Origin of the sequence: Sphingomonas sp., assembly GCF_003248515.1 — a bacterium.
Classification (GTDB): domain Bacteria; phylum Pseudomonadota; class Alphaproteobacteria; order Sphingomonadales; family Sphingomonadaceae; genus Sphingomonas_I.
In genome coordinates this window covers 1-13,580 of the sequence record NZ_QFOB01000012.1, presented here as the reverse complement: position 1 = coordinate 13,580, position 13,580 = coordinate 1, and the positions used below count along the sequence as shown (strand labels likewise).

At 67.0% G+C, this 13,580-nt stretch carries 13 protein-coding genes and 1 other RNA gene; 5 read left to right on the top strand and 9 right to left on the bottom strand.

What is annotated here, in order from left to right; translation table 11 throughout:
- Nucleotides 1-77: 77 nt before the first annotated feature.
- The 4 genes from DI605_RS16990 to DI605_RS16975 form a co-directional block, all read right to left on the bottom strand.
- Nucleotides 78-1,259: a glycosyltransferase family 2 protein gene (locus tag DI605_RS16990; RefSeq protein ID WP_293976274.1), complete on the bottom strand. Its 1,182-nt coding sequence runs from the start codon at nucleotides 1,257-1,259 to the stop codon at nucleotides 78-80.
- Complete coding sequence (locus DI605_RS16985) at nucleotides 1,256-2,443, bottom strand: glycosyltransferase family 4 protein (RefSeq protein ID WP_293976272.1); 1,188 nt, start codon at nucleotides 2,441-2,443, stop codon at nucleotides 1,256-1,258. Before DI605_RS16985 ends, DI605_RS16990 begins: the two co-directional genes overlap by 4 nt.
- A gap of 123 nt (nucleotides 2,444-2,566) precedes the next feature.
- Complete coding sequence (locus DI605_RS16980) at nucleotides 2,567-2,902, bottom strand: YbaB/EbfC family nucleoid-associated protein (protein ID WP_293976270.1); 336 nt, start codon at nucleotides 2,900-2,902, stop codon at nucleotides 2,567-2,569.
- Nucleotides 2,899-4,536, bottom strand: a complete 1,638-nt coding sequence (locus tag DI605_RS16975) for a DNA polymerase III subunit gamma/tau (protein WP_293976268.1) — start codon at nucleotides 4,534-4,536, stop codon at nucleotides 2,899-2,901. The genes DI605_RS16980 and DI605_RS16975 overlap by 4 nt, the downstream gene beginning before the upstream one ends.
- 225 nt (nucleotides 4,537-4,761) lie before the next feature.
- Between DI605_RS16975 and DI605_RS16970 the strand changes: the two genes are divergently transcribed.
- On the top strand, nucleotides 4,762-6,051 hold the full coding sequence (locus tag DI605_RS16970; RefSeq protein WP_293976266.1) for an NF038122 family metalloprotease: 1,290 nt from the start codon (nucleotides 4,762-4,764) through the stop codon (nucleotides 6,049-6,051).
- Between the two features lie 10 nt (nucleotides 6,052-6,061).
- Here the strand turns inward: DI605_RS16970 and ffs are convergent.
- Both ffs and nhaA read right to left on the bottom strand, forming a co-directional pair.
- An RNA gene (gene ffs, locus DI605_RS16965) (signal recognition particle sRNA small type) lies at nucleotides 6,062-6,159 on the bottom strand.
- 93 nt (nucleotides 6,160-6,252) lie between these two features.
- Nucleotides 6,253-7,410: a Na+/H+ antiporter NhaA gene (gene nhaA, locus DI605_RS16960; RefSeq protein ID WP_293976264.1), complete on the bottom strand. Its 1,158-nt coding sequence runs from the start codon at nucleotides 7,408-7,410 to the stop codon at nucleotides 6,253-6,255.
- A gap of 91 nt (nucleotides 7,411-7,501) precedes the next feature.
- Here nhaA and DI605_RS16955 point away from each other — a divergent pair, with 91 nt between their 5' ends.
- The 4 genes from DI605_RS16955 to infC all read left to right on the top strand — a co-directional run bounded on the left by DI605_RS16955 (nucleotide 7,502) and on the right by infC (nucleotide 12,644).
- Nucleotides 7,502-8,887 (top strand): glycosyl transferase family protein, encoded by a 1,386-nt coding sequence (locus DI605_RS16955; RefSeq protein WP_293976262.1) that lies wholly within the window; start codon nucleotides 7,502-7,504, stop codon nucleotides 8,885-8,887.
- Nucleotides 8,884-9,900, top strand: coding sequence for a hypothetical protein (locus DI605_RS16950; protein WP_293976260.1), 1,017 nt, complete (start codon nucleotides 8,884-8,886; stop codon nucleotides 9,898-9,900). Before DI605_RS16955 ends, DI605_RS16950 begins: the two co-directional genes overlap by 4 nt.
- Before the next feature lie 77 nt (nucleotides 9,901-9,977).
- Nucleotides 9,978-11,984, top strand: a complete 2,007-nt coding sequence (gene thrS / locus DI605_RS16945; RefSeq protein WP_293976258.1) for a threonine--tRNA ligase — start codon at nucleotides 9,978-9,980, stop codon at nucleotides 11,982-11,984.
- A 120-nt stretch (nucleotides 11,985-12,104) separates the two neighbouring features.
- On the top strand, nucleotides 12,105-12,644 hold the full coding sequence (infC, locus tag DI605_RS16940; protein WP_293976256.1) for a translation initiation factor IF-3: 540 nt from the start codon (nucleotides 12,105-12,107) through the stop codon (nucleotides 12,642-12,644).
- Nucleotides 12,645-12,688: 44 nt separating this feature from the next.
- Here infC and DI605_RS16935 read toward each other — a convergent pair whose 3' ends face one another.
- The 3 genes from DI605_RS16935 to DI605_RS16925 all read right to left on the bottom strand — a co-directional run.
- A complete protein-coding gene (locus DI605_RS16935) occupies nucleotides 12,689-12,967 on the bottom strand; it encodes an acylphosphatase (RefSeq protein ID WP_293976254.1) in 279 nt (92 codons plus the stop codon).
- Nucleotides 12,964-13,317, bottom strand: a complete 354-nt coding sequence (locus DI605_RS16930) for a hypothetical protein (RefSeq protein WP_293976252.1) — start codon at nucleotides 13,315-13,317, stop codon at nucleotides 12,964-12,966. The genes DI605_RS16935 and DI605_RS16930 overlap by 4 nt, the downstream gene beginning before the upstream one ends.
- A 76-nt stretch (nucleotides 13,318-13,393) precedes the next feature.
- A partial coding sequence (locus tag DI605_RS16925) for an FAD-binding protein (RefSeq protein WP_293976250.1) occupies nucleotides 13,394-13,580 on the bottom strand: 187 nt, incomplete at its 5' end.

The window sequence follows — 13,580 nt, the reverse complement described above, 5'->3', positions numbered from 1 at the left end:
TATCGGCAATTCGGCTTGGTTCTTGCAGGGAACATTCCGGGCCGATGCCCCCGCCGGTATGCCGCGATCTCTGGCCTTCAATCCACCCGTTCGGTGCGAATCCAGTCGGGCGTCTCGCGGCCGCGCACGATGCGGGCGTACAGGGCCAGCTTCCAGACCATGTAGAGCGGCAGCCGCGCGAGCGTGGCCGCCGAAAGCATCGCGCGGCCGGCCAGCGCCCAGGCCGCCAGCACGGCGACCACGACCAACCCGCAAAGGCCCAGCGCCGCGATCGGGGCGACGAGAGGCGCGGCCCCGATCAGCCACAGCACGCCCCACAGGGCTACCGCCGCCGCATTGAGAATCAGCAGAAGCGTCAGCGGCGCCGTGAGCAGGTGGAGCCCCATCCACAGCATCTGCCAATCGAGCCGCCCGATCCCGCGCAGCAGCAGGGGCAGCCCGAAGATGCGCGCGGTGGCGAGGAAGCCGCCCTCCCAGCGCGCGCGCTGGGTGCCGGTGCCCTGCTCGCTCGACGGATGGGACCAGATGGTCGCGCGCGGCTCGAACAGGGGCGCGCGGCCGCGACGGACCAGATCCACGCCCATCGCCAGATCCTCGACGATATTGCCGGTGGCGAGATCGAGCGACGCATAAACCGGCCACGGAAAGGCCATGCCCGATCCGGTCATCAGCGCGGGCGCGCCGATCCGCCGGCCGCCGCGCTGGCGCACGAGATTCTTCACGAGCATCGCGAAATTGGAGATCTGCACGATCGGCCCGGCATCGCGGCGGGGCGCGAAGAGGTAGCTCGCCTGCACCGCGCGTCCGCTCTTTTCGGCGGTGGCGGCCAGACGGGCGATGGCGCCGGCCGCAGGCGTGCAATCGGCATCGACGACGATCACCGTGGCCGGAGGCGCGGCCATCAGCGCCGCCTTGCCCCCCGCCAGCGCATAGCCCTTGCCGCGCCGGTCGGGCTCGTCCAGCACATGGACTTCGGCGCCGCCCGCGCGGGCCTGCTCGGCCGTGCCATCGCTGCAATTGTGCGCGACGACGATCACGCGCGTGCCGGCCGGCGCCTCCGCGATCATCTTCTCCACGGAGGCGCGGACGACACCTTCCTCATTGTGTGCGGGCACGATCAGCGCGATCGATCCGGATGGACGGGCGAGGCCACCCTGCCCGCTGGAGCGCAGCCCCAGCAGCACTTCCACCAGAAAGACCGCGTCGGTGACGATGAGCGGAAGGCAGGCGAGGCCGGCAAGGATGGCGAGAAGGATCATTGGCGGAACAGATCCGCCATCGCCGCGCCATTCGCGCGCGCATCATGACGGGCGAGCACGCGGGCGCGCCCCACCTCACCCATTTCCCGGAGCCGCGCCGGATCGGCGGCCAGCGCCAGCTCCATCGCATCGCACAGCGCCTCGATGGAGCCCGCCGGGACCACCCAGCCACAGGCCGTATCGACCAGCTCGGGCACGCCCGCAATCGCGGTCGTCACCACCGGCACGCGCAGCGCCAGCGCCTCCATGATGACCACCGGAAGCCCTTCCGCGAAGCTGGGCAACACCATGGCGCGCGATGCCAACATGTGGCTACGGACGCCCGCCGCATCGAGATAGCCGGTGATGGCGACGATCCCGCCGAGATCACGATCCGCGATGGCGCGCTCGATCTCCGCGCGCATCTCGCCATCCCCCACCAGGGTCAGATGGAACGGCACGCCGCGATCCCTCAACCGGGCCGCCGCATCGATCAGCAAGGGCAGGCCTTTCTGCGCGCTCAATCGCGCGACGCAGCACAATCTGGCATCCGCCACGGGCGGCGCGGCCGGTGCCGCGGCGAAGCCCTCGTCTATCCCGCAGCGAACGACGTGAAGCTTGTCCCACATGGCGGGCTTCGCCCAGCGCATGAGCTGGCTGCGGCCGAAATCGCTGATCGCGACGACCTGCGCTGCATCCGCGATCTTGGCCGGCAGATCGAGCGCGCCGGGCGCATCGAATTCTTCGGGGCCATGGACGGTGAAGCTGTAGGGAATGCCCGACAGGATATGGACGAGCCGCGCGACGGCGGCGGGGTTGGTGCCGAAATGGGCGTGGAGGCGATCAACGCCCTTGAGCTTGCCCGCAAGCCAGCACGCCTCGACCAGATAGATCAGGTGCCTGAGCGCGATCTTCGGCCGCCCCTGCGCCATCTTCACTGCGGCCGAAAGCGCGCGAACGAATCGGCCGGTGCGGGTGACCGCCATGCACAGGGCGGCCATCAGCAGCGCGGCCTTCGATTGCGCGAGAATCACGGTGGTGCGCGGCAGCTCCGCGCGATCGGCGGCATCAGGAAGCGAGGCATCGGGCGGCCGGATCGAGAAGCGCGCGACATCGACGCCTGCCATCTCCACCCCCGCAATCTCGCGTCGGATGAAGCTGTGGCTCACGGCCGGATAGCGATTGACGAGATAGGCGACGCGCATTGTCCCCCGGACGTCTGCCTTCAAAGGATGGCGACCGGGTTAACGCGCGATCGTTTCACCGTCCAGCGCCCTGGCCACGGGGGCGTCCCCCGGCGGACACGGGACCAGCCGCCCGCCCGAGGATCAGAAAGGCAGCTTGAAACCGGGCGGGAGCGGCAGGCCCGCCGTCATCTTGCTCATCTCGGCATTGCCGGCCGCATCGGCCTTGCCGCGCGCATCGTTGAGCGCGGCGGCGATCAGATCCTCCAGCATCTGCTTTTCGGAAAGCACCATCAGCGAATCATCGATCGCAACGCCGAGGATGCGCCCCTTGGCCGTCGCGCGGATCTTCACGAGGCCGCCGCCGGCCACGCCTTCCACTTCCAGCTTGTCGAGCCCCGCCTGGGCATCGGCCATCTGGGCCTGGATGGAAGCGGCCGCCTCCTGGGCGGCGGCCATCAATTCGTTGAGGTCCTTCATCGAGCGATACTCCTGCTATCCTCCGGCGCGTAGCCGATCAGCTCCGCATCGGGAAAGGCGGCGAAGGCCGCGGCAACGACGGGCGCGGCCAGAATCGCGTCGCGCGCGGCCGTTTCCTGCGCCTTCTCCTCATCATCCAGCGAGGGCCGGCCGATCCCGTCCGCCACCTCGACCCGCCAGACATGGCCGGGCAGCGCCTTGCGAAGGCAATCCTGCACTTCGCGCGCGAAGCCGGCATTCACGCCGGGGCCGGTCGCCATCAGCAAGGTGGGCGCCTCGAACCGGATGAACCGCGCGGCCCGCACCTGCACGGCCAGCCGGTGCGCCTTGCTGCTTTCCAGAAGATCATGGAGCGCCTGCGGATCCTGGGGAAGCGCCGGCATCGGCGGCTCACTCGCCACCGATACAGGAGGAAGCGGGGCTGCGACCGGGGGGGGCGCGGCGGCCGGGCCGGTGGACGGCACCGAAAGCTCGCCCGAACGGAGCCTGCGCGCCAGATCCTGCGGATCGGGCAGCTGGCTGGCATGGACGACGCGCAGCAGCGCCATCTCGGCCGCCTCACGCGGCAGAACGGCCGTCTGCACCTCGCCATGGCCCTTCAGCAAGAGCTGCCACAGGCGATGGAGAGTGGCGAAGCCCATGCGGCTCGCCCAATCGGAAAAGGCCTCGCGTTCCTCGGCGGAGAGCGCGGGATCATCTGCACCGCCCACCTTCGCACGGGTGACGCCGTGAACCGTCTCCAGCAGCCCCTTGAGCATCGCCACCGGTTCCACGCCCAGCGCATGCTGCTGTGCGACCGATGCCAACACCGCCGGCACGTCGCCCACGAGCAGCTGGCCAAACAGCCGGCGGATCGCGCCGCGATCGGAAAGACCCAGCATGTCGCGCACCTGGGCGGCGGTGACGCCTCCCTCCGCCGCGCCATGCGCGATCGCCTGATCGAGGATCGAAAGCCCGTCGCGCGCGGATCCTTCCGCCGCGCGCGCGATCAGCGCCAGCGCCTCGGCTTCCACCTCGACGCCTTCCTCCTCCACGACATGCGCGAAATGGGCGGCAAGGCTGTCGGCCGGGATGCGGCGCAGATCGAACCGCTGGCAGCGCGACAGGACGGTGACGGGCACCTTGTTCACCTCGGTGGTGGCGAACAGGAATTTCACGTGCGCGGGCGGCTCCTCCAGCGTCTTCAGAAGAGCGTTGAACGCATTCTTGGTCAGCATGTGGACCTCGTCCACGATATAGACCTTGTAGCGCGCGGAGACGGCCGCGTAGCGCACCGCCTCGATGATCTCGCGCACATCGTCCACGCCGGTATGGCTGGCGGCGTCCATCTCCACCACGTCGATGTGGCGCCCCTCCGCGATCGCAACGCATGGCTCGCACACGCCGCAGGGATCAATGGTGGGGCCGCCGTGCCCGTCCGGGCCGATGCAGTTGAGCGCCTTGGCGATCAGCCGCGCCGTGGACGTCTTGCCCACTCCGCGAACGCCCGTGAGCAGGAAGGCATGGGCCAGCCGATCCCGGGCGATGGCATTGCCCAGCGTCTGCACCATCGCATCCTGACCGATCAGTTCGGTAAAGCGCTGGGGCCGGTATTTGCGCGCGAGAACGCGATAGACGGGGGCGGATTCGGACATCGAAACCAGACTAGCCGCTCCGCACCGTCCCGTCATTCCCCGCCGCGAGCAACAAAGCGCGGAATATCCGGCGCGGCCGCCGTTTTGCACGAATCATCGCAATTCAAGGATTTCTGCGTGCCGGGTGCGATCGACCCTTGACGCTCCGCAGCTTTCCGGCAGTATCGTTAACATGCAATTCATAATTCAGACATGTCGGAGAACCAGTAAAAGGGGGTAAAGAGTATGGTGCGTGCACGTATCAGGCGTATCGTGGCATCCGTGATCGCATTCGCCGCCTTCACGACTCAGCCGGCGCAGGCCGTGACCTTCAACCTCACCGATATCGGCGGAACCGCGCAGGGCACGCTCGCCCGTCAGGGCTTCGATATCGCCGCCAAATTCTGGTCCTCGGTGCTGACCGACGATGTGACCGTGAATCTCGAGATCGGCTTTTCCAGCCTCGGCGCCAACATATTGGGTTCCACCGGGAGCAACTCGCAGGTCGCCTACGTTTCCGACGTCTATGGCGCCCTCGCCGCCGACAGGAGCTCGCTGATCGACCAGACGGCGGTGGCAAACCTGCCCCACCAGTTTGGCGCCAATGGCGCGATCAACATGGTCGTGAACGATTATGCCAATCCGGTGACGCAACGCGGCTATACGGACAGTGGCACGCGCTTCGACATCAACCGATCCGCGAACAATTATGTGCTGGACGTCAACACCGCGAATCTGCGCGCGCTGGGCTTCACCACGGATGCCAATGGCGACCCGATCGATACCAGCTATGATGGCACGATCGTCTTCAGCAGCGATTTCGCCTTCGACTTCAATCCGACCGATGGAATTTCCACCGGAACCTCGGATTTCATCGGCGTCGCGATCCATGAAATCGGCCACGCCCTGGGCTTCGTGAGCGGCGTCGACACCTATGATCTGCTCTCCGGGCCGAACAGCCCGGTCTACGCCGAGGTCAACGGCATTCCGATCACCTATGCGCAGGCGCTGCGCCTGGGCATCCTGATCCCCGGCGTCTACAATATCGAGGATTTCGCGATCGGCAGCGTGCTCGATCTCTATCGTTACAATGAGAACGGGCTGCTCGACTGGTCAACCAGCGACGGCAAGAAACTCTTCTCGGTCGATGGATCCACCGCCGTCTACGGTACCGGCGCCTTTTCTCTCGGCGCCTTCAACGGAGACGAAAATCAGGCGTCGCACTGGCTGCAGCCGGCCGATCAATCGACCCGCGACGGGGCGTGCAGCAATTTCCTGGGCATCATGAACCCCTATATCTGTAGCGGTCAGGGCGATTCCGTGACGGGGCTGGATCTGGCGGCGATGGACGCGATCGGCTGGAATCTCGCGGACAATGCGCGCGACACCGCCGGCTACAGCTTCAGCACGGCGGATGCCTTCCGTGCCTTCGCGACCGACGTGCCGGAACCGGCAACCTGGGCGGAGTTCGTGCTAGGCTTCGGCCTGATCGGCGGACTGGGGCGGCGCTATCGAAGCAGGGCCGCGCTGGCATGAGGCGCTGAGCGAGGGTGGGAGCCGGAACGACCCGATACGAAATCGTTGCGGCTGCTTCCTTCCGGACCTGACCGGGTTGGCGACGGCACCGTCCGCCCGACTCCCGCGCGGGCATATGATCGAGTGCCGATCCGCTGGCAAGGGCTGGCTCGATTCCGGGGCGGGCAGGCGGGACGTGTCCCCCGGGACCTGGCAAGAGCTTCACTGATAGGCGGGAAGCGGTCGGGCGAAGCGGAGCAGCAGGAAACCGGCCAAAGCCGACAGGAGCGATCCAGCGAGGACGCCCAGCTTCACCTCATCGAGCATGGCGCCCTCCCCGAAGGCGAGGCCGCCGACGAACAGGCTCATCGTGAAGCCGATTCCCGCCAGCAGCGCGACTCCGTAAAGCTGCATTCCGCTGGCGCCTTCCGGCCGCTCCGCCAGCCGGAAGCGGAGGCACGCGAAGGTGCCGATGCCGATCCCTGCCTGCTTGCCAAGAAACAGGCCGAGCGCAACCGCCAGCGGGAGCGGCGCCAGCAGAGCCATCGGATCCAGCCCCTTCAGCGAAAGCCCTGCATTGGCGAATCCGAACAGCGGCACGATCGCGAAGGCCACCCACGGATGCAGCGCATGTTCCAGTGTACCGAGCGGAGAGGTGCCGTCATGTCCGCGCGACGGTATGGTGAGCGCGGCGAGCACGCCGGCGACGGTGGCGTGGACGCCCGAGCGATAGACGGCGACCCATAAGAGTGCGGCAAGCAACAGATAGGGCCACAACCTGTCCACACCGCGCCGGTTGAGCAGGATCATCACCCCCAGAATCGCGGCTGCCGCCGCCAGCATCACGAGATCGACCTGCGCCGTATAGCCGAGCGCGATGATGAGCACCGCGCCGATATCGTCAACCACGGCGATGGTGGTGAGGAACAGGCGTAAAGAGGCCGGCACCCGGCTTCCGGCCAGCAGCAGCACGGCCTGCGCGAAGGCGATATCGGTGGCGGCGGGAATGGCCCAGCCCCGCGCCAGCCCCGGCGCGGACCCGGCGATCGCCAGATAGACCAGCGCCGGCACGATCATGCCCGCCCCCGCCGCGATCACCGGCAGCACGCGCGCTCCCCCAGTGCTGAGCGCGCCTTCCAGCGCCTCCCGTTTCACTTCCAGCCCGACGAGCAGGAAGAAGAAAGCCATCAGCCCATCATTCACCCAATGCGCGGCACTGAGCGGCCCAAGCCTGGCATGAAGCGCGGCCTGATAGGAGGCCGCGAGCGGAGAATTGGCGACGATCAGCGCCAGTGCCGCCGCCACGATCAGCACGATGCCGCCCGCCGCCTCCCCCGCGATAAAGGCCAGAACGGCAGGCGAGGACTTGGTTTCGACCATCCCGATGCAGCTATACGAGCGGGAAATCCCCGGCAATTGCCGATTCGCCCTTGTAAGTGGCCGATCCGGACCTACGCTGGCCGATGGGGACATGGGGGAAATCGAAACCGCAACACAGGCTGCGGCGTGGCTGCTCGCGGCACTGGCGCGCGAACTGGGGCTGTTCGCGGCGATCGGCCTGGCCATTGGCGGGCTGGACGACCTTGCGGTGGATCTGCTGTGGATCACGCGGACCCTGTGGCGGCGTGCGACCGTCTATCGGCGCCACGCCCGGACGACGATGGCGACGCTGCCCCCGCCCGAAGAGCCGGGCACTCTCGCGATCTTCGTGGGTGCATGGGCCGAATCCGCCGTGATCGGCCCGATGCTGCGCACCGCGCTGGCCGGCATCCGCCACCGCAACTATCGGATCTATGTCGGCACCTATCCCAACGATCCGGAGACGGAACGGGCGGTGCTCGGCATCGGGGATGCACGCGTCCGCATGGTGAGCGGCGTGCTGCCGGGGCCGACCACAAAGGCAGAGTGCCTCAATCGCGTGTGGCGCGCCATGCTGGCCGACGAGCGGGAATCGGGCCGTCGCTTCAAGGCGATCGTGCTGCACGATGCCGAGGATGTGATCCACCCGCACGAACTGGATCTCTACGACCGGATGATCGAGCGCTTCGATCTCGTGCAGATCCCGGTTCTCCCGCTGCTCGCATCGGAGAGCCGCTGGGCCTGGATGGTTTCCGCCACCTACGCGGACGAATTCGCCGAATCGCACCAGAAAAGCCTCGTGCTGCGCGAGGCGGTGGGGGCGGCCGTCCCCTCGGCCGGGGTGGGCTGCGCGATCCGGCGCGAAATGATCGCGCGCATCGCGGACGAGAGCGGCGGCCTGCCCTTCTCGGCGGAAAGCCTGACCGAGGATTATGAGCTGGGGCTGCGCGTATGCGCGATCGGCGGGCGCAGCGCGTTCGTGATCCTGCCCGTTGCGCCGGGGCACGGTCCCGTTGCCGTGCGCGCCCATTTTCCCGAGACGGTCGAAGACGCGGTGCGCCAGAAGACGCGATGGATCATCGGCATCGCGCTGGCGGGATGGGACAGGTTGCGCTGGGAGGGCGGCCTCACCGAGCGCTGGATGCGGGTGCGCGATCGCCGCGCCCCGATCGCCGCGCTGGTGCTGGCCGTCGCTTATGCGGCGCTTCTTCTGACGATCCTATGCTGGATCGTGGGCGTCGATCCCGGCTGGCCACCGGCACTGAATTCCCTCCTGATGCTGACGAGCACCCTGCTCGTCTGGCGACTCTCGATGCGCGCCTTCTTCGTGACGAGGGCCTATGGCTGGCGCGAGGGGCTGTGCGCTATCCCCCGCGTGTTCATCGCCAATCTCATCGAAATCGCCGCAGCACGGCGCGCGGTGATGCGCTATGTGCCCGGCAGGACGCCCGTGTGGGACAAGACACGTCATCGCTTTCCTGAAGGGGCAGGCGATTGAGAGGGCGTCAGGGCCGCTTCCTGCTGCTGGTGATCGGCGGCTGGGCGCTGGCTCGCGCGATCATGCTCTGGCCGGCGGCGGCGCCGCCTGTCGCGAAGGCCGGAGCGGTGATGGCAAGCGCGAACGACGGACCACGCCCGCCGCATATCTCCCCCTCCGTCTCCACCGCCCAACCCGTCGCCGGGCGGGCCGGAGAGGAGGGCGGTCCGGGACACTTCAGGATCAGACACGCCATCCGGAGGAATCCGAAATACGTCCGCGAAACCTACCCCGCCATCATCATCTCCTGGAGGGGCGGGCCCTCGCCGGAGGCGATCCCGGGTCCGCCTGATCCGCCCGAACGAAACCGGGCCACCGCCCTGCCCGCCCCTGGCCGGGCTTCACGGCCCGGCATCGAAGCGCAGGCCTATCTTTTCCTGCGGCCCGGCAGCGGGCGGGCGCTGGCCGCCGGAAGCGCGCTGGGCGGAAGCCAGGCAGCCCTGAGAATCGCGATGCCGATCGATGGCGACGGCCATGGGACGGCGGCCGCGCGACTCTATGCTCCGCTCGCAGCCAAGGGTGCCGAGGCGGCGTTGGGGCTCGACTGGCACCCTTACGCCGGCCAGCCTCTGCGCATCTCGGTGGAGCGGCGGCAGCGGATCGATTCCGGCGGGCGTTCCGCCTGGTCGGCCTATGCCGCTGGCGGATTCTATCGGACGCTCGGCGCAACACTGAGGCTGGACGCCTATGCACAGGCGGGCATCGTCGGCGCGCGGCGGGGCGATCTGTTCGCCGACGGCGCCGTGCGGATCGAGCGGCCAATCCCGACAGGGCGGGCCGCGATCGGCCTGGGCGGCGGCCTCTGGGGGGCGGCACAGCCGCGTGCGGCGCGCCTCGATATCGGGCCGCGCGCCGTCTTCCACCTGCCGATGGCGGATCATGCGCTGAGCCTCGCGATCGAGGGGCGCCTGCGAATCGCGGGGGATGCCCGCCCCGGATCGGGCATCGCCATCACCCTCGCCACCGACCTTTGAGGCACGCGCATGCTTGCCTATATCCCGCAGGCCCGCCTAAGCGCGGCTTCCTCCTTTCAGAAGGCCCGAAAGAAATCATGTCCGCACTGCTGAAGATCAGTCTGCCCGATGGCTCCGTCCGCGAAGTCGCGGCCGGCACCACCCCGGCGGACATCGCGGCGGCGATCGGGCCGGGCCTCGCCAAGGCGGCGATCGCGGCGCGCGTCGACGGCGAACTGCGCGATATCATGCGCCCGCTGGAACAGGATGCGAGCCTCGCTTTGGTGACGGCGAAAGACGAGGCCGACGCGCTGGAACTCGTGCGCCACGATTATGCGCATGTGCTGGCGGAAGCGGTGCAGAGCCTGTTCCCCGGCACGCAGATCACGTTCGGTCCCTCCACGGACGACGGCTTCTATTATGATTTCGCGCCGAAGGATCGCGCCTTCACCGAAGAGGATCTGCCCGCGATCGAGGCGGAGATGCGCCGCATCATCGCCAAGGACGAGAAGCTGGTCCGCGAAGTGTGGGATCGCGACGACCTGATCGCCTTGTGGAAGCGGCAGGGCGAGACGTTCAAGGCCGAATGGGCGGGCGAGCTGCCCGAGGGCGAGGAACTGACCGTCTATCGCGCGGGCGACTTCCTCGACATGTGCCGTGGCCCCCATCTCGCCTCCACGGGCAAGCTGGATCCGAACGCCTTCAAGCTGACGCGCGTCTCCGGCGCCTATTGGCGCGGCGATCAGAAGAATGCGATGCTGAGCCGCATCTACGGCACGGGCTGGCTCAACAGGAAGCAGCTCGATGCGCACCTGACGCGGCTGGAAGAGGCTGCCAAGCGCGATCACCGCCGGATCGGGCAGGAGATGGATCTGTTCCACCTCCAGTCCGAGGCGCAGGGATCCGTCTTCTGGCACCCCAAGGGCTTCGTCATGTGGCGCGCGCTGGAGGCCTATATGCGCCGCCGGCTGGATGCGGCCGACTATGCCGAGGTGAAGACGCCACAGCTGATGGACGCCCGCCAGTGGGAGCAGAGTGGCCACTGGGGCAAATATCGCGAGAACATGTTCGTCGTGCCGGACGAGGTACCCAACACCGAGGAGGAGGGCCCCGTCCTGACCGGCGAGGGCGATCTGATGGCACTGAAGCCGATGAACTGCCCGGCGCATGTGTTGATCTTCAAGCAGGGCATCAAGAGCTATCGCGACCTGCCGATCCGCATGGCCGAATTCGGCTGCTGCCATCGCAACGAGGCACATGGCGCGCTGCACGGCATCATGCGCGTGCGCCAGTTCACGCAGGACGACGCCCACATCTTTATCCGGCCGGACCAGCTGGTGGATGAGGTGACGCGCTTCTGCGATCTGCTTGACGTGGTCTATAAGGATCTCGGTTTCGAGAAATATGCGATCAAGCTGGCACTGCGCCCCGAGAAGCGCTTCGGCAGCGAGGAGATGTGGGACTGGGCCGAGCAGAGCCTGCGCGATGCCGTGGCCGCCACGGGCCGCGCCACGGAGGAATTCGGCTGGGAGGAACTGCCCGGTGAAGGCGCTTTCTACGCGCCGAAGCTGGAATTCCACCTGACCGACGCGATCGGGCGGACGTGGCAGTGCGGCACACTGCAAACCGATACGGTGCTGCCCGAGCGGCTGGATGCGGCCTTCGTGGGCGAGGACGGGGCCAAGCACCGGCCGATCATGCTCCATCGCGCCATCCTCGGCACGTTCGAACGCTTCATCGGCATCCTGATCGAGCATCATGCCGGCCGCATGCCGATGTGGCTTTCGCCGGTGCAGGCCGTGGTGGCGACGATCGTATCCGACGCGGATGATTATGCGAATGCGGCGGTGGCCAGGCTGCGCGCGGCAGGACTGCGCGTGGAAGGCGATCTGCGCAACGAGAAGATCAACTACAAGGTACGCGAACACAGCCTGGCGCGCGTGCCGGCTCTGCTGGTGGTCGGTCGTCGTGAAGCCGAGGAAGGCACGGTCGCGATCCGCCGCCTCGGCCGGGAAGGCCAGCAGATCGTGTCGCTCGACGAGGCGATCGCCATGCTTTCCGCAGAGGCGACCCCGCCCGATCTGGCGGCCGTTTCCGCCGCCTGAGCGGACCGGAGCGACCTCGAACCGAACGGAGTGGCCGCGCCTTTAAAAGGCCCGGTCACTTCGCTATATTGGAAAGAGCGGCATCCCGCCGCGACAGGAGAAAGCGTTATACCACCGCCCATGATGCGCCGTCCGCTCGGCCAGCCGCCGATGCCGCTGAACGGCCCGCGCTACAACGAGTTCATCCAGAGCCAAAAGGTTCGGGTGATCGACGAGAATGGCGAAAATCTGGGCGTGATGTACACGCGCGAGGCGATGGCGCAGGCCGCCGAGGTCGGGCTCGATCTCGTCGAGGTCTCGCCCAATGCCGATCCGCCCGTCGCCAAGTTCCTCGACGTCGGCAAGTTCAAATACGAGACGCAGAAGAAGGCGAATCTCGCCCGCAAGAGCCAGAAGACGCAGGAGATCAAGGAGATCAAGATGCGTCCGAACATCGACGATCATGATTATGAAACGAAGATGAAGAAGATCTTCGAGTTCATCGAGGAAGGCGACAAGGTGAAATGCACCCTGCGCTTCCGTGGCCGCGAGATGGCGCATCTTCAACTGGGCATGCAGGTGCTGCAGCGCGTTCAGGCGGACACGGCCGAAGTCGCCAAGGTCGAGCAGTTTCCGCGCACCGAAGGCCGCCAGATGCTGATGGTGATCGCGCCGAAATAATCGGATCCGTCGACATCTTCGGATCGACATAACGCCCGGCCGTCTCAGACGGTCGGGCGTTTCTCAAAGCCCCGCAGCGTTTCGGCCGGCGCATCGTCGGTCACGATCACATCCGCCACGCGCGATGCGGGCGAGCCTTCGCGCGCGCGGGCGATGATCGTATCGATCATCTCGCGCGGGCCGCGCACCACCGCCTCGACGCTGCCGTCCGCGCGATTGCGCACCCAGCCATCGAGGCCGAGCGCGCGCGCCTGATCCGCGAACCAGGCGCGATACCAGACGCCCTGCACCTTTCCCGTAATGCGCAGATGCCGTGCGATCATCGTCTCCTCCCCGTCGTACCCCTGCCGCCGATCAGGAAGGCGAGCAGGAAGGGCCAGAAGAACGTCCAGAACAGATCGGCGATCGTGCCCGAAAGCGTCCAGCGATAGGGAAAGAGATAATCCGCAACCTCGTTGAGCGTTTCCAGCAGCACGAGGGGAAGAAGGTTGCGTTTGTCACCCCACGAGCGGCCACGCAGCAGCACCGTCGCCAGCCAGAGGATCAGGCCGGCATTCATGTGCAGCAGCTTGTCGCTGGCGGGGCCGTTGCGCTCGATCCAGAGCGCGGCATCGTGATAACGATGCATCCAGCCGAGCAATGTGGACTGGATCATGTGGAGGGTCGGCATCATGTCCGGCCGGGCCTAGCCGCCGATGTGGTGAAATGGGAAGCGGGGCGGTCCTGCGACCGCCCCTTCCTGCCTAATTTCAAATTTTCCCGGTGAGTTCTGGGAGGATTTTGAAGAGGTCGCCGACGAGGCCGATGTCTGCGACCTGGAAGATGGGGGCGTCCTCGTCCTTGTTGATGGCGATGATGGTCTTGGAGTCCTTCATGCCGGCAAGGTGCTGGATGGCGCCGGAGATGCCGACCGCGACATAGACTTCGGGCGCCACG